The organism is Rossellomorea aquimaris (genome assembly GCF_008180865.1).
Taxonomy (GTDB): Bacteria; Bacillota; Bacilli; order Bacillales; family Bacillaceae_B; genus Rossellomorea; species Rossellomorea yichunensis.
The window spans coordinates 269,878-295,279 of sequence record NZ_VTEX01000005.1 but is presented as its reverse complement, the minus strand read 5'-3'; the positions used below and the strand labels follow the sequence as shown (position 1 = coordinate 295,279).

25 protein-coding genes, 1 pseudogene, 2 riboswitches and 1 other annotated feature are annotated in these 25,402 nt (G+C 41.1%); of the genes and pseudogenes, 22 read left to right on the top strand and 4 right to left on the bottom strand.

Annotation, left to right across the window (positions count from 1 at the left end):
- Nucleotide 1 precedes the first annotated feature (1 nt).
- The 7 genes from FZC88_RS19360 (at nucleotide 2) to FZC88_RS19330 (ending at nucleotide 4,571) form a co-directional block, all read left to right on the top strand.
- The gene (locus FZC88_RS19360) at nucleotides 2-592 is read left to right on the top strand and encodes a YdeI/OmpD-associated family protein (RefSeq protein WP_148996205.1); all 591 of its coding nucleotides are present in this window, start codon (nucleotides 2-4) and stop codon (nucleotides 590-592) included.
- A 216-nt stretch (nucleotides 593-808) separates the two neighbouring features.
- A complete protein-coding gene (locus FZC88_RS19355) occupies nucleotides 809-994 on the top strand; it encodes a hypothetical protein (RefSeq protein ID WP_148996108.1) in 186 nt (61 codons plus the stop codon).
- A gap of 124 nt (nucleotides 995-1,118) precedes the next feature.
- Complete coding sequence (locus FZC88_RS19350) at nucleotides 1,119-1,940, top strand: sugar nucleotide-binding protein (RefSeq protein ID WP_262371980.1); 822 nt, start codon at nucleotides 1,119-1,121, stop codon at nucleotides 1,938-1,940.
- A gap of 152 nt (nucleotides 1,941-2,092) precedes the next feature.
- Complete coding sequence (locus FZC88_RS19345) at nucleotides 2,093-2,578, top strand: hypothetical protein (RefSeq protein ID WP_148996106.1); 486 nt, start codon at nucleotides 2,093-2,095, stop codon at nucleotides 2,576-2,578.
- A gap of 84 nt (nucleotides 2,579-2,662) precedes the next feature.
- On the top strand, nucleotides 2,663-3,094 hold the full coding sequence (locus FZC88_RS19340) for a CBO0543 family protein (protein ID WP_187443701.1): 432 nt from the start codon (nucleotides 2,663-2,665) through the stop codon (nucleotides 3,092-3,094).
- A 241-nt stretch (nucleotides 3,095-3,335) separates the two neighbouring features.
- Nucleotides 3,336-3,626, top strand: a complete 291-nt coding sequence (locus FZC88_RS19335; RefSeq protein ID WP_148996104.1) for a helix-turn-helix transcriptional regulator — start codon at nucleotides 3,336-3,338, stop codon at nucleotides 3,624-3,626.
- Nucleotides 3,627-3,839: 213 nt separating this feature from the next.
- Complete coding sequence (locus FZC88_RS19330; protein ID WP_148996103.1) at nucleotides 3,840-4,571, top strand: class I SAM-dependent methyltransferase; 732 nt, start codon at nucleotides 3,840-3,842, stop codon at nucleotides 4,569-4,571.
- A 212-nt stretch (nucleotides 4,572-4,783) separates the two neighbouring features.
- Here the strand turns inward: FZC88_RS19330 and FZC88_RS19325 are convergent, their stop codons facing one another.
- The gene (locus FZC88_RS19325; protein ID WP_148996102.1) at nucleotides 4,784-5,725 is read right to left on the bottom strand and encodes a DMT family transporter; all 942 of its coding nucleotides are present in this window, start codon (nucleotides 5,723-5,725) and stop codon (nucleotides 4,784-4,786) included.
- Between the two features lie 211 nt (nucleotides 5,726-5,936).
- Here FZC88_RS19325 and FZC88_RS19320 point away from each other — a divergent pair, with 211 nt between their 5' ends.
- From FZC88_RS19320 to ileS, 3 genes are all read left to right on the top strand, one after another.
- Nucleotides 5,937-6,419: an Lrp/AsnC family transcriptional regulator gene (locus tag FZC88_RS19320; RefSeq protein WP_148996101.1), complete on the top strand. Its 483-nt coding sequence runs from the start codon at nucleotides 5,937-5,939 to the stop codon at nucleotides 6,417-6,419.
- Nucleotides 6,420-6,745: 326 nt separating this feature from the next.
- Nucleotides 6,746-6,835 (top strand): putative holin-like toxin, encoded by a 90-nt coding sequence (locus FZC88_RS24255; RefSeq protein ID WP_219927342.1) that lies wholly within the window; start codon nucleotides 6,746-6,748, stop codon nucleotides 6,833-6,835.
- A gap of 282 nt (nucleotides 6,836-7,117) precedes the next feature.
- Nucleotides 7,118-7,373: a binding site (T-box leader), on the top strand.
- A gap of 51 nt (nucleotides 7,374-7,424) precedes the next feature.
- Entirely contained in the window at nucleotides 7,425-10,517 is a 3,093-nt protein-coding gene (gene ileS / locus FZC88_RS19315) for an isoleucine--tRNA ligase (protein WP_148996100.1), read from the top strand.
- Between the two features lie 124 nt (nucleotides 10,518-10,641).
- On the opposite strand, the gene FZC88_RS19310 is transcribed toward ileS, so the two are convergent.
- Nucleotides 10,642-10,992 carry a GIY-YIG nuclease family protein gene (locus tag FZC88_RS19310; protein ID WP_148996099.1) on the bottom strand — a complete coding sequence of 117 codons (351 nt, stop codon included), beginning with the start codon at nucleotides 10,990-10,992 and terminating at the stop codon, nucleotides 10,642-10,644.
- Between the two features lie 22 nt (nucleotides 10,993-11,014).
- Entirely contained in the window at nucleotides 11,015-11,761 is a 747-nt protein-coding gene (locus FZC88_RS19305; RefSeq protein ID WP_148996098.1) for a DUF2087 domain-containing protein, read from the bottom strand.
- Between the two features lie 278 nt (nucleotides 11,762-12,039).
- On the opposite strand from FZC88_RS19305, the gene FZC88_RS19300 reads away from it, so the two are divergent.
- The 4 genes from FZC88_RS19300 (at nucleotide 12,040) to FZC88_RS19285 (ending at nucleotide 15,717) form a co-directional block, all read left to right on the top strand.
- Nucleotides 12,040-12,618, top strand: coding sequence for a GNAT family N-acetyltransferase (locus tag FZC88_RS19300; protein WP_187443700.1), 579 nt, complete (start codon nucleotides 12,040-12,042; stop codon nucleotides 12,616-12,618).
- 151 nt (nucleotides 12,619-12,769) lie between these two features.
- Nucleotides 12,770-12,854, top strand: a riboswitch (cyclic di-GMP riboswitch).
- A 115-nt stretch (nucleotides 12,855-12,969) separates the two neighbouring features.
- Complete coding sequence (locus tag FZC88_RS19295) at nucleotides 12,970-13,800, top strand: methyl-accepting chemotaxis protein (RefSeq protein ID WP_148996096.1); 831 nt, start codon at nucleotides 12,970-12,972, stop codon at nucleotides 13,798-13,800.
- Nucleotides 13,801-14,168: 368 nt separating this feature from the next.
- Nucleotides 14,169-14,684: an RNA polymerase sigma factor gene (locus tag FZC88_RS19290; RefSeq protein WP_148996095.1), complete on the top strand. Its 516-nt coding sequence runs from the start codon at nucleotides 14,169-14,171 to the stop codon at nucleotides 14,682-14,684.
- On the top strand, nucleotides 14,671-15,717 hold the full coding sequence (locus FZC88_RS19285) for a DUF4030 domain-containing protein (protein ID WP_148996094.1): 1,047 nt from the start codon (nucleotides 14,671-14,673) through the stop codon (nucleotides 15,715-15,717). Before FZC88_RS19290 ends, FZC88_RS19285 begins: the two co-directional genes overlap by 14 nt.
- Nucleotides 15,718-15,942: 225 nt before the next feature.
- Here the strand turns inward: FZC88_RS19285 and FZC88_RS19280 are convergent, their stop codons facing one another.
- Nucleotides 15,943-16,311, bottom strand: a complete 369-nt coding sequence (locus tag FZC88_RS19280; protein ID WP_148996093.1) for a Na-translocating system protein MpsC family protein — start codon at nucleotides 16,309-16,311, stop codon at nucleotides 15,943-15,945.
- A gap of 240 nt (nucleotides 16,312-16,551) precedes the next feature.
- A riboswitch (cyclic di-AMP (ydaO/yuaA leader) is annotated at nucleotides 16,552-16,694 on the top strand.
- Between the two features lie 364 nt (nucleotides 16,695-17,058).
- On the opposite strand from FZC88_RS19280, the gene FZC88_RS19275 reads away from it, so the two are divergent.
- The 8 genes and pseudogenes from FZC88_RS19275 (at nucleotide 17,059) to FZC88_RS19240 (ending at nucleotide 25,314) form a co-directional block, all read left to right on the top strand.
- Nucleotides 17,059-17,523 (top strand): hypothetical protein, encoded by a 465-nt coding sequence (locus tag FZC88_RS19275; RefSeq protein ID WP_148996092.1) that lies wholly within the window; start codon nucleotides 17,059-17,061, stop codon nucleotides 17,521-17,523.
- A 122-nt stretch (nucleotides 17,524-17,645) separates the two neighbouring features.
- Nucleotides 17,646-17,723, top strand: coding sequence for a potassium-transporting ATPase subunit F (locus FZC88_RS24770; RefSeq protein ID WP_148996204.1), 78 nt, complete (start codon nucleotides 17,646-17,648; stop codon nucleotides 17,721-17,723).
- A 22-nt stretch (nucleotides 17,724-17,745) separates the two neighbouring features.
- On the top strand, nucleotides 17,746-19,416 hold the full coding sequence (gene kdpA / locus FZC88_RS19265) for a potassium-transporting ATPase subunit KdpA (RefSeq protein ID WP_148996203.1): 1,671 nt from the start codon (nucleotides 17,746-17,748) through the stop codon (nucleotides 19,414-19,416).
- A gap of 132 nt (nucleotides 19,417-19,548) precedes the next feature.
- A pseudogene (gene kdpB, locus FZC88_RS19260) lies at nucleotides 19,549-21,561 on the top strand (potassium-transporting ATPase subunit KdpB); the annotation flags it as partial.
- Between the two features lie 21 nt (nucleotides 21,562-21,582).
- A complete protein-coding gene (kdpC, locus tag FZC88_RS19255) occupies nucleotides 21,583-22,158 on the top strand; it encodes a potassium-transporting ATPase subunit KdpC (RefSeq protein WP_148996090.1) in 576 nt (191 codons plus the stop codon).
- A gap of 60 nt (nucleotides 22,159-22,218) precedes the next feature.
- Nucleotides 22,219-23,367 carry a KdpD-like non-kinase potassium sensor gene (gene kdpDN, locus FZC88_RS19250; protein ID WP_148996089.1) on the top strand — a complete coding sequence of 383 codons (1,149 nt, stop codon included), beginning with the start codon at nucleotides 22,219-22,221 and terminating at the stop codon, nucleotides 23,365-23,367.
- 15 nt (nucleotides 23,368-23,382) lie between these two features.
- Nucleotides 23,383-23,802, top strand: a complete 420-nt coding sequence (locus FZC88_RS19245; RefSeq protein ID WP_148996088.1) for a CBS domain-containing protein — start codon at nucleotides 23,383-23,385, stop codon at nucleotides 23,800-23,802.
- 66 nt (nucleotides 23,803-23,868) lie between these two features.
- Entirely contained in the window at nucleotides 23,869-25,314 is a 1,446-nt protein-coding gene (locus FZC88_RS19240) for a spore germination protein (RefSeq protein ID WP_148996087.1), read from the top strand.
- The last annotated feature ends 88 nt before the right edge of the window (nucleotides 25,315-25,402 follow it).

Below are 25,402 nucleotides of genomic sequence, written 5' to 3'. Positions count from 1 at the left end.
GATGATAAAGCCGAATCGTAAGGTTGATGGATTTATAAAAAAAACCAAGACGTGGAAGGAAGAATTTGAGAGGTTGAGAAGCATCCTTCTTGGCTTTGAGGAGTTGGACGAAGAAATCAAGTGGATGCATCCTTGTTACACGCTAGAGGGTAAAAACATTGTATTAATGCATGGATTCAAAGACTATTGTGCTCTTCTGTTTCACAAAGGCGCCTTATTAAAGGACCCCGACGGGATTCTCATCCAACAAACGGAGAATGTGCAGGCAGCGCGCCAGATCCGGTTCACGAATGTTCAAGAAATCATAGAAATGAAGCCAATCTTGAAAGCGTATATCCAGGAAGCCATTGAAGTGGAAAAGGCCGGTTTGCAAGTGGAATTAAAAAAGACGGAAGAATACACCATTCCTGAAGAACTTCAAACTAAATTCGACGAAGTCCCTGCCTTGAAGACGGCTTTTGAAGAATTGACGCCTGGAAGGCAACGAGCCTACATTCTTTATTTCTCTAAAGCAAAACAGTCCAAAACCCGCGAATCCAGGATTGAAAAATATATGGAGCATATTCTTGAGGGTAAGGGATTGAATGATTAAAAAAGAGGAGACTAAATGACTCTATTAACACCGATAATCATAACAGGTGCCGTTCTCGCATTGGCTTGGATTGTAGGAAATAATGCGAAGGCTAACAAACAAAACAAGTGAAAAAGAAGATCCCATGAATAATAAGGACGAAGGCAAAATAGGTATATAGAAAGACTGTTGGTACAAGTTCCATTTTGTACTGAGCTCTGGATTGGGGCTGATTCTATGTATCGAAATAGAGATAGACTTGTGAATATCGTCATTGTATTGCTCTTTTGCATCCTTATCTTTCATATCATCCGGATCATCCTTCACGTTAAAGTTTACTTCGTGTATAGCATGGGGTTGGGATATCTTTTATTTATTGGACTAATCATCTTCCTGATTATGTTCCTCTATTTAAAAAAGTGACGCCCCTCAAGGAAAACGCAATGAAGGAGATTGCGTTTTTTTATGGACATTTAAAGGGTTTTCACAGGAGTTTAGTAGAATATGAAAAGTGAGAATACAATTTCTGTGAATGGAGGGATGTTTCTTGAGAAAACTGCTCGTGTTCGGCGCAAGTGGATTAGTGGGGAAAGCGTTGGTGGAAGAGTGCAAAGGTTCCTTTGATGTATATGGTACATATGCAACCAGACCAGTAGATCTCCCTGAAGAAAAACAATTTCAATTAGAAATCAGCGATATGGATAAGATGAAAGAAATCGTTCAGTCCATCAAACCCGATAGCATCATTTCTTGTCTAAGAGGTGATTTTGACCAACAGCTTGAATTTCATAGGGAGCTGGCATTGGAAATCGAAAACACAGAAAGCGTACTCTATTATTTTTCAACGGCAAATGTGTTTGATGGGGATTTCACGAAGCATCATTCAGAAGAAGACACTCCTAACGCTGCATCCCCTTATGGACAGTTCAAAATTGAGTGTGAAAATATGCTGCAGGAAGTTTTAAAGGAACGTGCGGTCATGATACGGATTCCGCAAATATGGGGGAAGAAGTCTCCGAGATTGGATCAAATCAGAAGTGGAATTGAGAATAACTCGATCGATGCATACAGCAATCTGGAGTGTAATCATCTAACGGATGAATTCCTTGCCAAACAGCTGAAATACATCATCCTCCATAAACTTTCAGGAGTTTTTCACCTGGGTGCAGTCGATATGATGTCTCAAGATCGTTTTATTGAAGAATTAGTCAGCATTCTTACGGATAAAGAAATAGAAGTTCATTATCGTTTGCTTCAAGATACACCGGATACATATTATTTTGGATTGAAGAGCATTCGAAACGATCTTCCGGAGAGTTTGTTGAAGACGAATAGTGAAATGATAGCCAATGTAGTTGGTTCATCATGAAGAAGTCTTGTGCAGGAGGGGAAATAACGGAAAAGATCAGAGGTGATCTCTTCCGTTATTCTCCCTCTTTTTTTAGTTGATAGAGAATTACATTCACAACAATAAAAAGCCAAAAAGCGGGAAGTCTAATACGAGAAGGGGTGATCAGGAAAATGATACTGATCTTATTCACGGCATTATTTTCACTCGTATTGTTGTACTCTCTAAAGGGATTATTCAATAGATTGAGGGCGATCGAGGTAATGATCCTCAGTTTATTCAATTCCTTTTTATGCCAACACATCAATTTCAAAATCTTTTCTGCATATGATCGACTTTCCGTTAAAGAAGAGATCATTCCCAGAGTAGTAAGTTATCTTCATTATGGATTATTACTGCCGCTCTTATTAATGTGGGTATTGTATTTCTTCCGTTCAAAGATACCAACGGTTTTTAAACTTATGATTGCCATGGTCTGGATGGGGATTGATGTTGGATCAAAATCTTTTTTATTACAAATAGGGATGTTGAAATCTGAGACTGCTGGATGGTACCCAATAGTAGATGTGTGTATCACGGCTGGAATTCTTCTATTTTCGTATATTTTCATGGTTCGTTTTGCCTTTATTTTAAAAAAGGAGCTCGTTTTTGTTGACTAACATACCAAAGATTCTAGAGCCTCTGACACCTAAAACATTCGATGAAAATGAAATTTTTGTCCTTTCTATTGTTGTCCTATGCGTGTGTATTTTGGTATTGGTCCATCATCTGGAGCCACACCTACTGCAAACAGAAATCATAGCTTTGTTTGTTTTAACATTTTACTTGGAACAATAGGAGATCGAATCCTGGCAGAACCACCACTGGATTTATACGACACACTCGATTATGGGCATGGGGAATTTTTTGACTCCATTCTGCAAATAGTCGTATACCCCATCCCGATCATCCTTTTCATTCACTTCTATCGAAAATGGAAGCCAAACAAGGTTGTTTATATTTTATTGTATGGCTTCTTTCTTGTTGGGCTCGAATGGATTTCAGCAGAATACTTTGACGTTTTTCAATTTAAAACGTGGAAGACATCCTATTCTTATGTTTTCTATTGTTGCGTCTTAACAGTCAATCTGATTTTTGCTTGGCAGATTAAGAAATATTTAAGCAGGGGCATATAGTGAAACACTATTTTATTCTTTATATGATTTTGAAATCGAAAGGTGTATAGTGCATAGTCGGTGTCTAGATATACGAGGTTCCGTGAATGAATGAAAGACAACTGACGGATTAGGACGATAAGGGCCAGGGTATATGTGTTAAATTATTAATATAGCAAGATTTATCGGGAAATAAGTAACCTAAGAATAGAATATATACTTTTAAACCTAATCAAATCATAAATAAATGGAACAATGAAACATGAAAGTGGAACGATTACTGGCGATTATCATCAAGTTATTAAATACCAATAGAATAACGGCAAAAAAGCTAGCCGAAGAGTTCGAGGTCTCTGTACGGACGATTCAAAGAGATATCGATTCAATTAACCTGGCGGGTATTCCGATTGTTTCATATAAAGGTTCGAACGGCGGCTATGGAATTCTTGAGGAATACAAAATCAGTACAGGATTATTTAATGATATAGAATATGAATTGCTGCTCACTGCATTAAATGGTGTATATAAAACCTATGATGATAAACAATCATAAATTGTACAGGTGGCAATAGTCATTATACACTCATATATAGAGGATGTTAGATGGTGCTGCGTCTCTGATGTGTTTAAATATACCGGCTGTCATTTTAGTTGAAGTACTACTAAACGAGGAGAAAGAGATGGTTAGAAGAATATAGATTGCCTCCTCAATTTGATTTGTATTAAATTTTGGAGGCTAACTAATTAAGTAGGGGTTGGAAATATTATGAAGCAAAATAAGTATGATGATGAGAACTTTTTTTCTGAATATAAAAATATGGAACGTTCCGTTAAAGGTCTTGAAAGTGCGGGAGAATGGCACGTATTAAAAGAGCTTTTACCCGAACTCCGAAATAAGAGTGTACTTGATTTGGGGTGCGGTTTTGGCTGTCATTGTCGATATGCTCGGGAACAGCAAGCAAAGTCTGTTATCGGAGTAGATATATCTGAAAACATGCTTCAACAAGCCCGTGAAATGACCGATGATCCTTTCATTTCTTACATTAAGATGCCAATTGAAGACATTGATTTTTCTAATTCACAATTTGATGTTGTGATCAGTTCACTGGCTTTTCACTATATTGAGTCCTTTGGAGCAATCTGTAAAAAGATCTATGATAGTTTACAGCCGGGAGGTTCTTTTATCTTTTCAGTTGAACATCCAATGTTCACTTCCCGACAGGAACAAGATTGGTATTGTGATGACCAAGGGAATCGGTTACATTGGCCCGTTGACCATTACCAATTAGAAGGTCTACGTGAAACAACGTTCCTGACCGAAAATGTTGTAAAATATCACCGTACATTTTCTACTTATGTCAATGACTTACTAAATGAAGGCTTTAATATAAGAAAATTGAAAGAACCGATTCCCTCTGATGAAATGTTAGAAAGTGCACCTGAAATGAAAGATGAACTCCGCAGACCTATGTTCTTGATCATCTCAGCTGAAAAGTAATGCATCTCATCGCTCCTACGGAATGTAGGGGGGATTTTCGCCTTCCCCTACAGTGTCTTCAAGCGGAAGGCGGTATGCAAGCTTTCTTCCCTTTAAGCAAAGAAGACTCGTCAATTGACGAGTCTTCTTTGCTTATATTTGCTGTCAGTATATCATTAAAGCCTTGAAGGTTGGCTTTAGTACCTCAAAAAGGACCCCCATACCGCTTCTTTCTATGAAGTCTTGACAGATTCACTTGATACCATTTTTGAAGGGACTCCGATCCCTGTTTCTTTGATGATGATGCCAGGCTTGGACTTGAAAAGAGAGAACAAGACACACCCTGCTATGACAATGACACTGCCGGCAGCTTGAAGACCATTCATCTTTTCTCCCAAAAAGACGAAGGCCAATAAGGCTGTGAATACAGGGTTGAAGTTCAAGAACAATCCTGAAGTACTCGGCCCCAGGTTATTCACCCCGATATTCCATAAGACCATGCAGACAACCGTGGAAATCACGCCGGTATATAAGATTGACTGCACGAAAGAGGCGTCTATACTGGTCACCCGGAAAGTAGAAAGATTAAAAGGAAGAAGGATGAGCAGGCCAAATAGTCCGGAGTATAAAATGGACATCATGGGAGTGACGGTCTTCATTGCCCACTTACTGCAAACGGAATAGATCCCCCACATCACAACCGCAGCCAGCATATAGAGATCCCCTTCATTAAATTGCAAGGAATAGACCATCTCCACGTTCCCTTTGGACAGGACAAGCAACACGCCAAAGAGCGAGATGAACATGGATGACAGTTGAAATGCGTTCATCTTTTCCTTCAGAAAAATAAAAGAGATCCCGGCAATGGAGAACATATTTAACGTGGAGATCAGGCCCACATTGGTGGCAGATGTCTTTTCCAACGCCATGAATTGAAGTGCCTGAAAAAGGGCTACCCCTGTCAGGCCCATGAAAAATAACGGCAGGATCGATTGAATGGGTGGAACCAGTTTTTTTTCTTTCCACCAGACAATCGGGAACAGGCAGACGACGGCGATGGCCCATCTTAATATGGTCAACGTTCCCGGGGATGCATGTTCCACAAGGGTTTTCCCCACAATGAAATTGCCTCCCCAGAGAAGACTTGTCAGTAACAACAGATAATAATATTTCACGTCATTTAGCCCCTTTTCGAAGAGCCATTGTGCACAATGACATTGTCTATAAGAATAATTTTAACATTTTACTGAAAATACAAAAGAACATATTGTATAATTAGTATTAATCGAATAAATTGAAAGTTTAATAGCTATTTAGATTATGAAAATTCATTTATACATCGTTTTATCAGTGGTTTTTGGAACAATTGAAAAGGGTGGATGGAGCATGGAGACGGTTGTAAGCAGGGTTCTGGACCAAATGGATCTCAAGCTATTGGATTTGCTTCAAAAGGATGGGCAACTCAGTAATCTGGAACTTTCGAAGCGGGTCAATTTATCAGCGCCAGCCGTACACGCAAGAATCAAACGGTTGGAAATGGAAGGATATATCAAAAAGCAGGTAGCCATTCTAAACCATGAAAAACTGGGATTTGACTTATTATGCTTCGTATTTATGAGCACGAATGAACATCGAACAGAAAAGTTGGAAGCAGTGGAAGAGACATTGGAATCCATGGAAGAAGTCCTGGAATGTCATTGTTTGACCGGGGAATATGATTATCTCTTAAAGGTGGCCAGTAAGGATCGCAAGGGGTTGGAGCTCTTCATCAGAAGGCTGAATGAAATGGGGATCACGAAGATTCAGACGAGCCTTGCGTTAAGGGAGATCAAGGATTCTACGGTGTTGCCGATACAGAGGGAAAGCTAAAATCCCGGGAGGAAATGGTTACGGGTCTGCCACACAGCCCATTGGCGGAATGCTGTGGGGCAGACCCGGCCGTTTATGATGAGGTTGGATCATATATCTTGTTGCAGCTTCTCCACTCATTCCGATCTACCGATTTCTTTGTCGTTCTGTCCTATTACCTTTATAAACAGAATAGAGGACGAGCATGGCCCCCTTACGAATTTCCGGACTGGTCCATTCGGAAGGGCGTAATCAATCGAATGCCTATGATATAATGAGAGTACACAACATAATACGGAAGATGGGGTAGCGGCTCACACTCCCGAGTGAAGGGAGGTGATACGCTAATGATTGCTGTAGGAGATGTATTACAAATCATGATTGCCTTTGGAACATTGATTGTAGCAATTGTCGCGGTTACACAAAAAAAGAAGTAACCATCGTCCCCACCGCTCATGAGGATCATTGATGATTACTTCGTTTCGATTGACTCTAAAGTGAGCCGCTGCACTTTCGATGCAGTTTATGTTGTGGAGGAGTCCTGATTGCCGTCAGGCTCCTTTTTTAGTGTACTTAACTATTTTTATTATATACATAAGTTAATACGTTAGTAAAGAATAGTGAATAAATGGATGCAGCACCGTCTATAATAAAAAAATAAAAATATTGACAAATTTAACTTGTATCATTTACATTTGTTCTAACATATATTGGATCACTTACATTCCATGACGAGAACGAGTAGGTATGGAATCTGTTCTACAGAGAGTTGACGATTTGGTGGAAGTCAACGTTCAGATCATATTGAATATCCTCTCCGAGAAGCAAAGCTGAAGGTACTTTAAGCTTTGACGGGTTTCCGCCGTTAAAAGGAACGCGTATGATTGTACGTTGAATGAGCGCTGTCAAATAAACTTGAAATCGAGTTTATGGATAGAATCAGGGTGGTATCGCGGGTTGAAACTCGTCCCTAACATTGGTTAGGGACGAGTTTTTTTATTTACAAAAAAATAGAGGTGTGATGACATGAAAAAGGTGAATGTAAACGAAAAGTCGGTCGAAAGAGAGCAGCGGATCCAGGATTTCTGGAATTCGAATCATATTTTTGAAAAGTCAGTGGCAAACCGTGAAGGGCAAAAGTCGTTCGTCTTCTATGAAGGACCTCCGACTGCCAATGGGCTACCACATGCCGGTCACGTTCTGGGGCGTGTGATCAAAGATTTTGTCGCAAGGTATCAGACTATGCGTGGATATCAAGTCAAACGTAAGGCAGGCTGGGACACACACGGTCTCCCTGTGGAATTGGGCGTCGAAAAGAAAATCGGCGTGTCCGGTAAACAAGAAATCGAGGAATACGGTGTTGAGAAATTCATTGAAGAATGTAAAAAGAGTGTGTTCGATTATGAGAGGCAGTGGCGCACCTTTACGGAGGCAATTGGATACTGGGTTGATATGGATGATCCCTATGTAACCCTTCAGAATGATTATATCGAAAGTGTCTGGCACATTCTTTCAAAAATCCATGAGAAAGGGTTGCTCTATCAAGGGCATCGGGTCGCTCCTTATTGCCCGAGCTGCCAAACCTCCCTCAGTTCCCATGAGGTAGCTCAAGGATATAAGGATGTAAAAGATTTATCCGCGACAGCTAAATTCAAGGTGGAAGGAAAAGAGCATGAATACTTTCTGGGCTGGACGACAACACCTTGGACGCTTCCTGCCAATGTTGCGCTCGCCGTCCATGAAGACGTGGATTACGTGAAAGCCAAACGGGGTGAAGAGACGTATATCCTGGCAAAGAACCTTGTGAACGATGTGTTGGGAGACGACTTCGAAATGGTCAGTGAGCATAAAGGGCACGAATTTGTAGGGGTTTCGTATCAGCCGCCGTTCAACAATCTCACGCTTGAACGCGGGCATGAAGTGATTTCGGCATCGTTTGTGACCGATGACAGCGGAACCGGGATTGTTCATCTGGCTCCCGCTCACGGTGAAGATGATTATAATGCCATCAGAGAAAGCGGATTGGATTTTGTCAATATTGTCGATGAAAAAGGCTGTTATACCAACGAATTCGCGCCTCTTGCAGGAGAATTCACAAAGGACAGCGACGTGAAGATCATCAAGATGCTCTCGGATAGCAATCTTCTCTTTTCCAAGGAGAAGTATGAACACAGCTATCCACACTGCTGGCGCTGTGACTCACCCCTCCTCTATTACGCAATGGAAGGCTGGTTCATCAAGACAACGGCCATAAAAGAGACCATCTTAAAGAACAATCAATCCGTCGAGTGGTATCCGGAACATATGAAAGAAGGAAGATTTGGGAAATTCCTTGAAAATATGGTGGATTGGAACCTGGGAAGGAATCGTTATTGGGGAACACCACTAAACGTTTGGGTTTGCGGGGAATGTGATCATCAGTATGTCCCGGGAAGCATTCAGGATCTAAAAGAACATGCGATCAGGGGTTGGCAGGACAATCTTGAACTTCATAAACCATATGTCGATGAAGTCATCGTGGAATGTCCGTCCTGTTCCCATGAAATGAACAGGACGAAAGAAGTCATCGAGGTCTGGTTTGACAGTGGTTCGATGCCGTTTGCACAGTATCATTATCCATTTGAAAACAAAGAGTTATTTGATCAACAATTCCCGGCAGATGTGATTGCCGAAGGAGTAGACCAAACGAGGGGCTGGTTCTACAGTCTGTTGACGGTTTCCTCCCTCTTCACAGGGAAAGCTCCATATAAGCGTGTTCTATCACTCGGGCACATACTGGATGAAGACGGACGTAAAATGTCTAAAAGTAAAGGGAATGTCATCAATCCAATGGATCTCGTTGAGAAGTTTGGGGCAGATGCTCTCAGATGGGCATTGCTTGCAGATAGTGCCCCTTGGAATAACAAACGCTTCTCAGAAAACGTCGTCAGCCAGGCAAAATCGAAACTTGTGGACACGCTGAATAACGTTCATTCCTTTTACACCCTGTATGCAGTGATCGATGGGTTCGATCCTCATAAACACGAGGCTGGAACCCCGTCTCTACTCGATCAGTGGATGTTATCACGACTGAATTCGGTTATCAAAAACGTAACGGACCATTTAGATCAATATGACTTTACCGCAGGAGCAAGAGAATTATCCATCCTGGTTGATCAGGTGAGTAATTGGTATATCCGCAGATCACGTGAACGCTTTTGGAGCGAAGGGTTGAATGAAGATAAATTGGCAGCATACCACACATTAAATCGAGTATTAGTCAGTGTAAGCCGGTTGCTGGCACCATTCACTCCGTTCATTGCAGAGGATATCCACAAAAACTTGACCAATGAAAGCGCCCATCTGGCTGATTTTCCTAAAGAAAATCAAGAAGACATCAATCCAGCATTGGAAACGGAAATGGATCGCGTCTTACAAGTAGTCGAACTTGCCCGATCTGCCCGTAATACGACGAATATCAAAACAAAGCAGCCTCTATCCAGGCTAACGGTAGTGGGAGAGATGGAAGATACGGAATTACTTAGGAAGTATGAATACATCATTCAAGATGAAATCAATGTAAAGAATGTACAATTGCAGGACCAAGCAGGAGATTCCGTGCAATATGAATTAAAGCTGAACTTCCCGACTGCCGGCCCGAAACTCGGTAAGCTCGTGGGCCTTGTGCAGAAACATTTACAATCGTTAGATCATGAAGAAGCAAGCAAGATTGTAGAACAAGGGGATCTTGACTTTGAGTCTCCAACCGGGGAAAAGGTATCAGTCGAGAAAGATGATCTCATCGTTCATAAAAAAACACAGAAAGGGTTGGAAATGGCTTCAAACACAACCTTCAGTGTTTTCCTGGATACAACTATCACAGAGGATTTGCGTAAAGAAGGGAAGGCCCGGGAGCTTGTTCGCGCCGTCCAGCAATACAGAAAAGAATTGAATCTTGCTGTGGAAGAGCGTGTGAATCTTGTGCTGGATGTTGATAAATCAATGAAAGAAGTTGTGGAACAATTCGAAGATTTACTGCAAAGCAGTCTCTTAATTAAAAGCATGGTGTTTGAGAAAAGAGATAGCATGAAGACAGTCGAGATTGATGGTGACTGCGTAAGGATATTTGTAGAAGTGTGATTAACATAACCATTTTAGGGCTTATCCGAGTTTGGGTAAGCCCTTATTTTGTCTTGAGAATATGGAGTGCTCAGAGATCAAATATTCTGAGCTTTTCTGGCTGAATATATTGTGATCATCGTACCTACTTCTGATTATACCCTCGTTCTCCATACGGCTGCAGTTTCTCCAACCACTTTTCTTCCAACTCATCCAGAGCTTCTTTTTCAGTGACAAATGGATCATCATTCTTTTTCAGTTTTTCCAACAGCTCGAATGTAAAAGCGTCTTTCCCGTACTGGTTCCATTCGGTTTGTAACGCTTTGCTGGTGGTGAATCCATTGTTTTCGAGCATGAACATGATCCCGTTCAGGGTCTTCAGGTTTTTCGTCCTTCCGATATAGATTTTATTGTTTTGCTGATTCAAGATTTGAAAGACACCTGCTTCAACCGGTGTTTCTTTATACTGTTGTTTTAACTCTCTTTTTCGATCCATGTTTAGACCTCCTGTTAGTTCTTTACTTCTTTAACCAGTACTTGCTTCCGTCTGATTTACGGTCTATAAACCCATATTCGATGAGATATCTTCTGATGAGCACATAATCGTCATAAATGCCTTTTAATACTTGATTTATTTCTTTTTCCTCGTACACATCGTCTTTCTTTAACTGTTTCGAAATCTCACGAAGAATGACCAGCCTTTGCTTTTCCTTTGGGGGGAATTTCGTCAATGCACCGTCAGAGAAGTACTTCTTCACGATTTGATCCTGTTCGGTCTGTGTAATATTGTACCGTTCGTCTACCATGGTGGCTGTTTTATGAACAGGGACAAACGTCGGGGCATTTTCGTCTTTTTCTTTCAGCAATTCCATCATGGTCAGGAAGGTCTTGGCTTGACGCTCCTTTTCTTTTAAAGCAAACCGGTGATGCCGAATAGTGGACGCACTTCCGATATCCAGTTCTTCTTTGATTTCTTTATCATTTTTCCCTTGATAAAAGAGGGTCAATAAACGTTTTTGGTGATCGGTCAGACCCGTGAGCTTTTTATCCATTCCAATTAAATAATCAAATACAGACAGGTGCGTACGTTCAATGTGAACACCCATATATTTTTCAGCAAGGTAAAATTTATCTTCGTAAGGATAGACCATGCCTTTTTCAATGATCTCTCCGCACATAAGACAAATAAAGGAATCTTCTTCTTCGATAAACCCCCTTTTCATTTCTTCCAAAGAGGCACTCCAAAACAAGTTGGAAAGCTCCATTCCTTAACACATCCTATTCTTTTTATCTTTAACGAATTAATTATTATTATATAAACGTATTTAAAATATGTTTGTTAATTTATAAACATAATATAAAATTGTTTGTTATTTGTCAAATAGAATGTTAATGTTCATCCATTTAAGTATTAGGTGATCACAGACTCCAAATAGATCGATCAGCAGACTTACCCAAAAATCCAATCACAGTCTGGACCAGATGCAACGGGCGTGGTATCTTCAGATTATCAAGGTATGTAATGGAACGGAGGCCGAAATGGATGAACGACGTGACGAACATTAAATGTGAAAACATAACAGATGATATCATTCAGGAATACCAACAAAAGGGCTATGAGCTGGTATTCCAAGAATATGTGATGGAACACTCCTTAACGGACATCCCTAAAATCGAAACACCATTTCCATTTATTTTCAAAAGTTGGTCACCATCATTGAAAGAGCCATTTTATGAAGTTTACGAGGCTTCATTCAAGGACCGTCCCGGTTTTCCAGGGTGGCCCAGGGAGAAGTGGGTGGAGTGGATATCGTCCGGTTCTGATTTTCTACCGGAACGGTCCTATATCGTAACTGTCAATGACCAGGCGGTAGGTTTCATTGCAACCGATCAGGAGACTGATACAATCGGGTATATCATTCAAGTGGGTGTGATTCCGGAGTGGAGGGGAAAAGGGATCGCTGTTGTATTGACTTGTAAATGCTTAGAAGACCTCCGACAAGATGGTATGCAATCCGTCGTCCTCCACGTGAATCAAAACAATCCCGGAGCCATAAAGCTTTATGAACGAATAGGATTCAAGACTGTCCGGAAAAGAGGCACGTTTGGAATGACATCTTAGAGTGTCTGCGCAAACCGGGACGGTTCTTACTCCACTTTTCGGGAATCTAGTAGAGACGGAACCGTCCCCACTGTATCCATAATTACCATCATCTATTTCTTCACCTATTTGTAGTCTAAATATATTTTTGAATGTGTCGATATATTAAATATATTAATTTAGATGCGATGAATGGTTATCTGTATGTGGGCGCTTGGATAATCGGGGAGCAACTAGCGCAACCGGCTAATTGAACTTTACTGTTTGATTAGCTTTTTTTTATTATTGAACGTTACTTTCTATGCCCAGAAACCTAAAGATGAATGAATAATGAAGTACATAAGCAAATGTTCAAAAGAAGGGGATACGTATATGAACCAATTAACTAGTAAGGCAAGCACCCAAGTTTTAGATATAAAGGATGTTCTATTAGCTCTTGAAACAAATTTGGCTATGATAGAGTTCTCCTTAGACAGAAAGGTAATTTGGGTAAATGATAACTTCGCCGATGCAATGAATTACCGGGTACAGGAAATGCAAGGGATGGATCACAAACAGTTCTGCACGATGGAATATAGCCAAAGCAAAGAATATACAGAGTTGTGGGACAACCTCCGGCAAGGGAAAAAATCTCAAGAAAAAATTGAAAGAGTTGATAGACAGGGAAACAAACTTTGGCTGGAAGCAACATATATTCCTATTTTAGATGGAAAGGGTTCTGTCCATGCAGTCCTGAAAATTGCCACAGACATTACAAAAAGGGAAACTACAACGATAGAGATCATTTCCAAATTAAAGAGCATGCCGAATAATCTAGTTAACTCAGTTATGGACAATTCTAATGAAAAAGTAGAAGCGTTAGAGTCTTTAAGGGAACAAATTAAATTAATTGATGAAACGTCGAAATCGATAAAAAATATTTCTTCTCAAACAAACTTGCTTTCTTTAAATGCGGCGATTGAAGCAGCCAGAGCGGGTGAACACGGAAGAGGATTTAATGTAGTAGCCCAGGAAGTGAGGAAGCTCTCTGTGAATGCTGATAATGCCATTAAAGAGGTTAATACTAACATTGAAAATATTACAAATGAACTAATAAAAGTTAATCAAATTTCAGAAGACTTACAAAGAATTGTTACAGAATCTAAAAATGAAATTGATCAAACCATTAACAAGTTAGAAAACCTTACTACAAATAAAGAGTAAGTGTAGGTAGCGGGTGCTGTGTTACATATTAGGAGAATATAAAGAGCGTGTTCTGAACAACTATGGTTAAATAGGCTCTTTAAATGCAACCCATGCAAACCGGGGACGTTCGTAAGGGAAAGGTTAAGACGGAACCGTCCCCACTCTGTCTGCACGGTGATGGATTAAAGGGTTGGTGACTGACCCAATTTTAGATTTGGATTTTAATGATTTATTTAAGATGAACTAGCATTGTTCCAACTTGGGATAAATGCTTTTTTTATGAAGTGATATTCCTAATGGATTCTATTTCTTTTTATAAATTTATTTAAAACGTGACCGATTTATTTTCATTTGCGTCTAAGTGTATAAGAAAAGGGGGAACAGTTTTGGAGCAACAAGAATTAAATGAATGGTTTAATCAATATGGAGAGTCAATCCTGACTTACATACTTTTAATGGTACGAGACTATCAACAAGCAGAGGATTTAACACAGGAGACCTTTCTTAAAGCATATAGGCGTCAACAGCAATTTGAAGGGAAATCATCTGTGAAAACGTGGCTATTTGCTATTGCTCATAATGTAACAAAGGACTATTTTAGAAAGAAAAATCCGTTAAAACACTATCTGGGCTTAACAATGGAAGAGAAAGACTGCAAGCCGCTACCTGAACAAATCGTAGAAATGAATTTCGAATCTGAACAATTATATAGAGCCATTCAACAATTAAAAACTTCTTATAGGCATGTCATCATTTTAAGGAAGTTAAAAGAATTTTCAACAGCAGAAACAGCTATTGTTTTAAACTGGTCAGAAAGTAAAGTGAAAATGACGTTAAAAAGGGCGCTAGTTGAATTGAAGAAGGTATTGAGTAAAGGAGGGATAATCGATGAAATACTCTAATGATCAATTTAAAGAATTAGAAGACCAATTAAAGATAGCAGACAAATCGAAAGAACAACTTAGAAGTAAAATAATGAAGAGTACATATAAAAATAAAAAGAGCCATTTTAAAAAATATGGTTGGATTGCAGCAGCGTGTATGCTCTTTATTGTCATATCTCCGTTCTACTCAACGACGATGGCAAGTATTGTAGAGAAAGTGTTACCAATTTCTATCACTCCTAATGTGTCAGATGGACAACAGAATCCTGATTTAACATCTAAGCTCTTTAAATTAGTCGAAAAGGAAGGATACACTGTTAATTCCGTAGGGACAACACCATCTCCATTCACCATTGAAATTTCACTCGTTTTGAAAGAATCTACATTAAAGCAAGCAAAAGAAGACCTTGAATCTAAGATCACAAATTATCTATATGAAAATGGGTATGACGAGTACGAATTAAAGATTATCGAAGCACCTGAAGTTCCCAATAATGAGCGAGGCGAAGATTCTAAAAAACTTTATGACCAGGTACGGGAGATTGTGAAGGAAGTATTCGCATCCTATGGATATGCCGAAGAGGCAGAGTATGAGTTAGCGGGAATTAAGGGAACTGACGCTACAACAATCGTCACAATTGATATGCCCGACCATATTGAAGAGTCAAAGGAAATTATTGCAGATATTGAAAAAGAAATAGAATTACAAAATTTAGATGTGAAAGGTATTGAGGTGAATACTTTCAACTTAGAACATCGTCAGCAAGATAATCGTTGGTCCTTTATTTCATCTGATATATATGACGCAATGGCAGGAAAATCGACTTATCAATTGGCAGGACTATCGTACAATGTGAAGAAAGGACACTCTTATGTATGGATAAAAACGGATCTGGATGAACCACTTTCTCAAGAACATATTGAAGAAATTGAAAAAGCAGTACAAGAATATTTAGCTTTACCAGAAACGAAAGAGCAAATTCGTAATGACGAGTATACCATTCAATTCTTATTAAAGAATGGAGAATCATTTGTGGAAATCACAAGCTGAAATTGAGGTCAGACCCTCTGAGCGAAGGTGGCATGTAGGGATAGTGGAATTAGATTCAACAGTAAGGGGTTGGAGTTCCCTAGCTTCTTCAGTCACCGGTGTAAGGGTAACAATCTTTAATGCCCTGAATCTTTGAGGATGCGGCTCGATAGATTCAGGGCTTCCTATATTTATAAAGAGATAATAGAAACTTTCGAATTTACTTATAAATATACATTCAGTTGTTTAATTTTCTAACTGCTTTTCAAGATTCTTATCGAGTACGAATACCTCCATACGCTCTCCCATTTTCGTACTGATGTCACTATGGCTCGACAGGACTTTGCATTTTGTATGCTGTTCTACTATCTCTTCGATGTTTTGGCTGTACATTTCCCGCAATACCTGACGCATTTGTTTCACGAGGACTCTACCTTTATCGTGCTCGACAAGGTGTTTTTCTTCAACCGTTAACACGCCCTTGAACCTTGCAATGACCATGTCCTCTAAGATGTATGTTCGGGTTTCCTGTGGACCGCGGCCGATCAGTTCTCTTTGCATTTTTATGAAGGCTTCGCTTAATTCAGCTTCTAATCGCCGTTTAGAGATTTTCACGTTTTCTCCCCCTTGCCACTATCAGATCAATTTCAAGGATTATCTTACTCAGACGTGTTAAAAGTTGTCAATCATTAATTTTCATAGAATAAAATAGCTGAAATAATTCGAATCAGTTAGAGATTTAGAGTATTTGATGATTTTCGTTAGAAAAATAAACCTATTTAGCTAGATTTAGAGATTTTTAATAATTTACAAATTCAATAAGCCGGGAGTAATATATTCCTTGTAAAGCACAGCTCAATATTTCGGCCTAGTCTCGGAAACGAGAACGGAGGACCCAATCAAGTGGGGTTAATTCTACGTATGTAGAAGGGATGAGATTAAAACTCTTTCGCCATCCTACCCGTCAGCTAACTTCGTCGGCTAAAGCGAAGGAGGTCATAAAGACCACCTTTTTCAGGGGGCTTTTTTTGTTGTTTTCATAATGGCAAAAGGGGCAGCTTGACTAATAAGTAGGTCTTTTTATTATGCCTATTTTGAAGAAGTGAACATGGAAGACAGAATGCATAGAAGGCTATAACAGCCGGCTAGGCGTTAAGTAGACCAATGTGTACTTTTTCTTCAGATGAACAAGAGATGTCAGAGGATCGCATTCTTTCAGGATGCTGATTCATCTTTGCTCTTGCCTGTCATACTGGGGGAAAAGTGAGCATTGGTCTATTTTTGTTTTCTGAAGGTGGATCTTTCTTCCTGTAAGGGGATCTTTTGGATGACCGTCCATGTCTTTTTCTAGGGTGTGCCTCAATGATCTCTGTAGTAAGGAATGGTAGAGGTGTGATGACTGCATTTGGAAGGAGGATTAATGTGTTCATTCAAGAACGGCAAAAGGGTACAACGCTTGTTTATATCCCCACTTGGGAAATGCTGCAGGAAATAGAGGATTGCTTAGATAGATCCCATGCTTGCTGTTTTGTTTCATCCATTCCACAAGTTGTCGAAGTTCTGAAGGGGCGAGGGTTTCAAGATGTCATGAGGCTAGGTCAATATGAAGAATTTCTCGATCATCGAAATCATTTCAATAAGGTCATCGTATTTGAAAGTCACTTTTCAGATACGTTATCGATAATGAAAATCATTCAAAACAGTACGTCCGCACCAATCATAGTGGTCACGGGTGTCCATGGTTATCCAGTGCGCCTTTATCAGTCAATCGGTGCAAGATATGTCGTGTATACAAAAAGCAGGAATGTTTCGTGTTTTCTAAGATAATATCAGGAGGTTTTACACATGTTGGATCTCATAATGATCGGTTTTTTCTTCCTTCTCCCGGTTTTAATGTCGGGGGTTGCCAATTGGTCCTCCACTGTGGTGGATCGAGGAGGTAAGGACTCATGATGCTCTTACTTGGTGTAACGGCAGTTATTACACTTTATTTATTTTATGTATTATTCAATCCTGAAAAATTCTAATTAGTTGGGGGTATCACAGGTGATGACGACCATTCTATCCATCATCATTACATTGGCGGCAATGATTCTGATTGCAAAGCCGGCCGGAGTCTATTTGGCAAAGGCGTTCGACTATAATCATACGCCTTTAGACCAAATTTTTGGTCCATTTGAACATTTACTTTTCAAGGTCAGTGGAATAAAAAAAGTAAATCAAACCTGGAAGCAATACGCATTGGAGCTTGTCTTCACGAACGGTTTCATGATTTTCATTGTTTATCTTGTTTTCAGAATGCAAGGGGTCCTGCCATTGAATCCCAGTGGCAATCCTGGAATGGATCCCACCCTTGCCTTTAATACAGCGATCAGTTTTATGACCAATACAAATCTTCAGCATTACAGCGGGGAATCAGGTCTTTCCTACCTTGGACAGATGATCGGTATTCTCTTCATGATGTTCGCCGCACCGGGAACGGCTTTGGCGGTAGCCATCGCCTTTGTAAGAGGGCTGACAGGTGCTGAAATCGGTAACTTCTTTGTCGATTTATTCAGGGCCATTACTCGTGTTCTCATGCCGATCGCCTTTGTCACTGGCTTTATTTTCATAGCGTTAGGGACCCCACAAACGTTGGAGCCATCGGTTACAGTGAACACGATTGAAGGTGGTAGCCAGGAAATCGCCCGTGGTCCTGTAGGAACGTTCTTGTCCATTAAAGAACTTGGGAATAATGGTGGAGGATTCTTCGGCGTCAATTCCGCCCATCCCTTTGAGAATCCGAATGCCATCAGCAACTTTATTCAGATTCTGTTAATGTTCCTGCTTCCATCCGCCCTGCCTTTTACGTATGGAAAGATGGTCGGGAATCCAAAGCAAGGACGTGTCCTGTTTGTATCGATGGTTATGGTTTTCGTTGTGTTCCTTTCAACGGCCCTATTCTATGAATCTCAAGGAAACCCGGCACTGAATGCCATGGGGATCCAGACCGATCAAGGGAGTATGGAAGGGAAGGAAGTGCGGTTCGGTACCGGTCAATCGATCCTTTATGCCATGGTCACGACAGCAACGGAAACAGGTGCAGTGAATACGATGCATGATACATTAACCCCTATCGGAGGGATGCTTGCCCTTTCCAATATGTTGTTGAACACAGTATTCGGAGGGGTGGGGGCCGGCTTCATCAATGTGGTCATGTACGCCATGATCGCTGTGTTCCTTTCAGGATTGATGGTTGGCCGGACACCGGAATTCTTAGGCAAAAAAATCGAAGGCAGAGAAATGAAGCTGATTGCCATTACGATGCTCATGCATCCTCTCTTAATATTAGGGGCATCTGCTCTTGCCCTTTACACTCCTCTTGGGGTGGAAGGCATTTCTAACAACGGTTTTCATGGGATTTCCCAAGTGGTTTATGAGTATACGTCATCCGCTGCCAATAATGGTTCGGGCTTTGAAGGACTTGGAGATGCCACTCCATTCTGGAACATCTCGACAGGAATCGTCATGTATATTGGAAGATTCTTTGGACTAGTCACGATGCTTGCTGTTGCCGGGTCGCTTGCATCCAAGAAAATGGTACCCGAGACCATAGGAACCTTCCGAACGGATACGTCGTTATTCGGTGTGATCCTTATTGGAACGTTCTTTATAGTCGGAGCGCTAACGTTCTTCCCGACACTTGTATTGGGCCCGGTAGCAGAATATCTGACATTGTAGATGGGAGTGGAAGAAATGGCAAATCCATTACTGAAAGAGACACATAAGGTTGCTGAGTTTCCAGGTAAAGAGCGAAAAGGTCTTCCTCCTCAGCATTCCAATCAAAATGAACAGAAGGACGGAAACAACATGATGGATAAAGAAATGGTCATGAAGGCCCTGAAAGATTCATTCATCAAGCTCGACCCTAGAATCATGGTGAAGAACCCGATCATGTTTGTAGTGGAGATTGGATTCATCATTACATTGATCCTGTGTTTTGTACCTGATGCATTCGGCAACAGTGATGTGGCACCATGGTTCAATATAACAGTCAGCCTGATTCTTTTATTTACAGTGCTGTTTGCAAATTTTGCTGAAGCATTGGCAGAAGGGCGAGGGAAGGCACAGGCCGATTCATTGAAAAAGTCAAAACAGGAAATGTCGGCCAATCTTCTTAAAGGGAATGGGAAAACAGAAAGCGTGGCTTCTACCTCTCTCAAAAAAGGGGACGTAGTCGTTGTCTACCAAGGTGAAATGATTCCCGGTGACGGTGAAGTCATTGAAGGGCTTGCCTCGGTGGATGAGTCCGCCATCACGGGGGAATCTGCTCCTGTCATCAAGGAAGCCGGCGGCGATTTCAATTCCGTCACCGGTGGAACAAGAGTCGTCAGTGACCAGATTAAAGTCCGAATCACCAGCAATCCGGGTGAGTCGTTCTTAGACCGTATGATTTCATTGGTGGAAGGGGCAGAGCGTCAAAAGACCCCGAACGAAATAGCCTTGAATACGGTTTTGACAAGCTTGACCCTGATTTTCATGATTGTTGTCGTCACTCTTCCATTCTTTACGGACTATTTGGGGTTCTCCCTGGAGATTCCTGTGTTGATTTCGCTGCTTGTCTGTTTGATTCCGACAACCATCGGGGGACTGTTGTCAGCAATCGGGATTGCGGGCATGGACCGTGTGACTCAGTTCAATGTACTCGCCATGTCAGGGAAGGCAGTGGAAGCCGCGGGGGATATCAACACCATCATTCTGGATAAGACCGGTACCATCACATTCGGTAACCGTATGGCGAGTGAATTTATACCGGTTGGGGATGCATCAAAAGAAGAGCTCTTCTACTGGACGGGAATCAGTTCGTTACAAGATGAAACACCAGAAGGACGTTCCATCATCGAACTGCTGAAAGAGAAAGGAAGCAAGTTCGATGCTTCTGTTGCAGTAGACGCTCAGTTCATCGAATTTAAAGCAGAGACGAGGATGAGCGGAATGGATCTGACAGACGGTCGCCAGGTACGTAAAGGGGCTGTCGATTCCGTAAAGGCGTGGGTGAAAGCGCAAGGTGGTACAATCCCGGCAAGTCTGGATGAAGGGGCGAAAGAAATCGCACGTGAAGGCGGTACCCCATTGGCCGTAGCGGTGGAAGGGCGAATCTATGGATTGATCTACCTGAAAGATACCGTGAAACCGGGAATGAAAGAACGGTTTGCTAAACTCCGTCAAATGGGGATCAAAACCATCATGGCAACAGGGGATAACCCATTGACGGCTGCGACGATTGCACGGGAAGCAGGGGTTGATGAATTTATCGCTGAATGTAAACCAGAAGACAAAATTGAAGTGATCAAATATGAACAGTCACAAGGGAAATTGGTGGCGATGACAGGTGACGGTACGAATGATGCCCCTGCACTCGCCCAGGCAGATGTGGGGCTTGCTATGAATAGCGGGACCACAGCCGCAAAAGAAGCGGCGAATATGGTTGATTTGGACTCGGATCCGACAAAGATCATTGAAGTGGTTTCAATCGGAAAACAATTGCTTATGACCAGGGGGGCGCTGACCACGTTCAGTATCGCCAACGATATCGCGAAATACTTTGCGATCATCCCTGCCATGTTCATGCTCGCCATCCCAGAGATGACAGCATTGAATGTAATGGGGCTGTCAACGCCGATATCGGCTATCCTTTCAGCACTGATCTTTAATGCCATCATCATTCCATTGTTGATTCCACTTGCCATGAAAGGAGTCGCATATAAGCCGATGAGTTCCAATGCATTATTAGGAAGGAACTTGACGATCTATGGTCTTGGCGGGGTCCTGGTGCCTTTCATAGGAATTAAACTGATCGATATGACGATTTCATTATTTATATAAATGAGAGAAAGGGAGATTAAAATGAAGCATAGCCAACTTGCCGGTCCGATTATCAGATCAAGCTTTACCATCATGGTGCTCGCGGGACTGGTGTACCCACTGGCATCAACAGGGATAGCACAGGCCATCATGCCGGATAAGGCGGATGGGAGTTTAGTTTATAATGATCGAAATGAAGTGGTGGGATCGGAATTGATCGGGCAAAACGTTAGTGATCCAACCTTCTTTCATGGAAGGGTGTCCGCCATCGAATACGATGCTTCAGGTTCTGGATCCAATAACTATGCCCCATCCAATGAGGATATGATCAACCGAACAGAGGAATCATTGGAAGTGTGGAAAAAAGCTAATCCGGACACACCGATCAGTGAAGTTCCGGTCGATCTCGTGACAGATTCAGGCTCAGGTCTTGATCCTCATATTTCGGTTCAAGGTGCACTAGCGCAGGTGAACAGAATATCAGAGATGACTGGTGTTTCGAAGGAGAAACTGAAGGAATTGATTGAAAAGAACACCAAAGGGAAGGAATGGGGGATTTTCGGAGAAGAGCGTGTCAATGTGCTCATGCTTAATCTCGACCTGCAGGAGATTTTATAAACGGAAGAGCCCTGACAATTTTGTTGGTCGGGGTCTCATCCTGCTTGGAGGTGAACAGGAGTGGAAACGGATCATCCTTATTTCAGGAGAAGGACCCCTGAAGAAATTCTCCAGACAATCACAGAATCCACACGAGGGCAATTGAAATTATATATCGGTGCTGCACCTGGAGTGGGAAAGTCTTATAAAATGCTTCAGGACGCTGCTGATTTAAAAAAGGAAGGAAAAGACGTGGTGATTGGATTCATCGAGACCCACGGACGTGCAGAAACGGAAGCTCAACTGAAAGATCTTGAGCAGGTACCGTTAAAGATCATGAATTATAAAGGAAAGAAATTTTACGAACTGAATGTTGAAGGAATCATTGAGAGAAAACCGGATATTGTCCTTGTTGACGAACTTGCCCATACGAATATAACAGGTTCCATCAATTCAAAGAGATATGAAGATGTAGCTTTGATCCTCGATGCCGGAATCGATGTCCTGTCAGCTGTGAATATTCAACACCTGGAAAGCGTGAACGATATCGTCCAGCACATAACAGGTGTGAAAGTAAGAGAAAGAGTGCCGGATACCTTTGTCCAAAAGGCCGCTGAAATCCAACTGATAGATGTGACACCTGAAGCCTTAAGAAAGAGGCTGAGGGAAGGCAAAATTTATGCTCCCGTGAAGATTGAAAAAAGTTTAACCCATTTCTTCACCACAACAAATTTATCAGCACTTCGTGAACTGGCATTAAGGGAGATTGCAAATGATGTTGATGAGAGAATCGAACAAATAAGCGGTGATCTCCAGCATGGACCCATCGGAGTGAACGAGAAAATACTGGTTTGTATCCATTACGGACCCACGGCAGAAAAGCTGATAAGAAGAGGCTGGAGGATGGCACATCGCCTGAAGGCAGAATTATATATTTTGAACATTACTTCAGAGAGATTATCCCATGCAGATCATGTTAGAGAGCAAAAAATAAAAGAATGGAAAATGCTTGCCGAACAGTTTAATGCCACATTGATTTTCGAAGAACAACAAAACAGGAAGCCTGCTGCTGTCATCATCGAAGTCGCCAAAAAATATAACGTCACCCAAATCTTACTAGGGCAGTCTGCCAGAACCAGATGGGAGGAAATAAGAAAAGGATCTATCGTCAACATGATCATGAGGGAAACAACGAATATCGATATACACATCGTTGCGGATGGAAGATAAAGAGGAGGACGGAATTTGAATATCGCTTTTTTCTTAGTTCCCAAAAGGGACGTTGCCTATATTAAATATGAATCGACTATGAGGCAGGCACTCGAAAAGATGGAGTATCATCGTTACACATCAGTCCCGCTGATCAGTGAGGATGGGAAATATGCAGGGACCCTTACAGAAGGGGATCTCCTATGGAAAATAAAAAACACCACCGGACTCACGTTTCAAAATACCAGTAAAGTAATGCTCTCTGACATTCCTTTGCACAGGCAGCAACAACCTATTCATATAGATGCGGAGATGGAAGATATCATTTCCAAATCAATGGAACAGAATTTTGTTCCGGTAGTCGATGATCAGGATCACTTTATAGGGATCATCAGAAGAAGAGAAATCATTGATTATTGTTTCAGGCAGATGTTGAATGACGAACTTAAGTTGTGAAAGTGATTTTCTCGGAAAGTATAGTATCTTGACAACTCCTCATACTAACTTTAGGGAGGATGAAGGATGCCTAAAATAGAAATGTGCCTAAAAGAAAACATCGAAAACATAAAGAATACCTTTCACGAGACATCTGACCTTATCGTAAGAAATATAAAGTCTGGCTGCGAGGGTTCCCTAGAAATGAATATTGTCTACTTAGACGGAATTATCGATACAGATCTTATTCAGGATTATGTGGTAGGACCGTTATTAGAATCATTCAAGGCAATAGATTTTAATGAAACACTCATCGATCAAATCATTGGAAGAATAGTTGAATCTGCAGATGTAAAAACCACTTCTCAGTATCAAGAATTGATCGATGCCATCGTACAAGGAAGTACCGTATTACTGATAAACGGGTTTCAAGAAGGCATCATTATACCATCTCCGAAGTGGGCAGAAAGAAGCGTCGAAGCGTCAATCGGAGAACGTTCGGTAAGAGGTCCACAAATTGGATTAACAGAAAAGATGAAGACAAATATCAATTTGATAAGAGGTTCATTAAAAACGCCGGATTTGTGTGTGGAAACAGTAGAAATTGGCACCACTTCACCAACATTTGTTTCCATCTTATATATAGAAGGCTCTGTCGATAAAGGGATATTAAAAGAAGTCAAAAACAGGTTAAATAGTCTAAACTTAAAGTATGTCCTTAGTGAAAGAGTATTGGAGGATGTATTAGAAGGAAATCCAAGGTCTATTTTTTCCCGGCTAAGACATTCAGAACGAATTGACGGGGCAGTCTCTTCCTTATTTGAAGGAAGAGTGGTAGTGATTGTGGACGGGTACCCTTTCGCCATAATAGCTCCTGCTTTATTTATCGATTTTATTCAAGCACCTGATGATTATCACATATCAATGGGCAAATTTACGAGCCGAATCATCCGTTTTATCGCCTTTCTATTAGGAGTGTACCTGCCAGCGGTTTACATAGCGTTAGCAAATTTTCATAAAGATGACTTACCAAACAAGATTTCGAAAGTAATCATTTCTGACGATGAACTATTGCCAACCTTTTGGGAAATCGCCATTCTTTTATTCTTGGTAAGAATATTAGTAGATGTTTCGTTTCGTCTTCCGCAAAGCGCGGTCATATTGGTGTCATTAATCGGGACGATCGTCATTGGCGAAACGGCGGTCACCGCCAAATTGATCCACCCAGTCAGTCTGATCGTCATAGGGATAACCGCTCTTTCCAGTTTCTTGGGAGCTAACAGAGGACTGGTGGAACCTGATTCCACCTTAAGGATACTTTTTTTGATAACGGCTAATTTTTTTGGATTTAATGGAATCATCATTGGGACAACCATTCTAATTTTGTATATGGTGAGTCTGAAATCGGTCTGTGTTCCTTATCTTTCACCTATCATTCCTTTTAAGATGCAGGAATTGAAGGATACGTTTTATCGAGAAGATTTACAGAAGCTTACTAATAGCAAGCATTCTTATACTGAAGATGGTGATTGATTGTAGCAATGTGCAAGTATTGACCCTCGGCACGGTGGAGAATTAATGTACCGAGGGTCAGGGCACAATAATAGATCACGGTCATTTT

Excerpts from the sequence above, each read along its gene's own strand:
- FZC88_RS19335 (WP_148996104.1), top strand. The coding sequence starts at position 3,336 with ATGAAAGTGGAACGATTACTGGCGATTATCATCAAGTTATTAAATACC.
- ileS (WP_148996100.1), top strand. The coding sequence starts at position 7,425 with ATGAAAAAGGTGAATGTAAACGAAAAGTCGGTCGAAAGAGAGCAGCGG.
- FZC88_RS19310 (WP_148996099.1), bottom strand. The coding sequence starts at position 10,992 with ATGGATCGAAAAAGAGAGTTAAAACAACAGTATAAAGAAACACCGGTT.
- FZC88_RS19240 (WP_148996087.1), top strand. The coding sequence starts at position 23,869 with ATGCCTAAAATAGAAATGTGCCTAAAAGAAAACATCGAAAACATAAAG.
- FZC88_RS19355 (WP_148996108.1), top strand. The coding sequence starts at position 809 with ATGTATCGAAATAGAGATAGACTTGTGAATATCGTCATTGTATTGCTC.
- kdpC (WP_148996090.1), top strand. The coding sequence starts at position 21,583 with ATGAAGCATAGCCAACTTGCCGGTCCGATTATCAGATCAAGCTTTACC.
- kdpA (WP_148996203.1), top strand. The coding sequence starts at position 17,746 with ATGACGACCATTCTATCCATCATCATTACATTGGCGGCAATGATTCTG.
- FZC88_RS19275 (WP_148996092.1), top strand. The coding sequence starts at position 17,059 with ATGATCTCTGTAGTAAGGAATGGTAGAGGTGTGATGACTGCATTTGGA.
- FZC88_RS19345 (WP_148996106.1), top strand. The coding sequence starts at position 2,093 with ATGATACTGATCTTATTCACGGCATTATTTTCACTCGTATTGTTGTAC.
- FZC88_RS19295 (WP_148996096.1), top strand. The coding sequence starts at position 12,970 with ATGAACCAATTAACTAGTAAGGCAAGCACCCAAGTTTTAGATATAAAG.
- FZC88_RS19300 (WP_187443700.1), top strand. The coding sequence starts at position 12,040 with ATGAACGACGTGACGAACATTAAATGTGAAAACATAACAGATGATATC.
- FZC88_RS19360 (WP_148996205.1), top strand. The coding sequence starts at position 2 with ATGATAAAGCCGAATCGTAAGGTTGATGGATTTATAAAAAAAACCAAG.
- FZC88_RS24255 (WP_219927342.1), top strand. The coding sequence starts at position 6,746 with ATGATTGCTGTAGGAGATGTATTACAAATCATGATTGCCTTTGGAACA.
- FZC88_RS19330 (WP_148996103.1), top strand. The coding sequence starts at position 3,840 with ATGAAGCAAAATAAGTATGATGATGAGAACTTTTTTTCTGAATATAAA.
- FZC88_RS24770 (WP_148996204.1), top strand. The coding sequence starts at position 17,646 with ATGATGCTCTTACTTGGTGTAACGGCAGTTATTACACTTTATTTATTT.
- FZC88_RS19320 (WP_148996101.1), top strand. The coding sequence starts at position 5,937 with ATGGAGACGGTTGTAAGCAGGGTTCTGGACCAAATGGATCTCAAGCTA.
- FZC88_RS19285 (WP_148996094.1), top strand. The coding sequence starts at position 14,671 with ATGAAATACTCTAATGATCAATTTAAAGAATTAGAAGACCAATTAAAG.
- FZC88_RS19305 (WP_148996098.1), bottom strand. The coding sequence starts at position 11,761 with ATGGAGCTTTCCAACTTGTTTTGGAGTGCCTCTTTGGAAGAAATGAAA.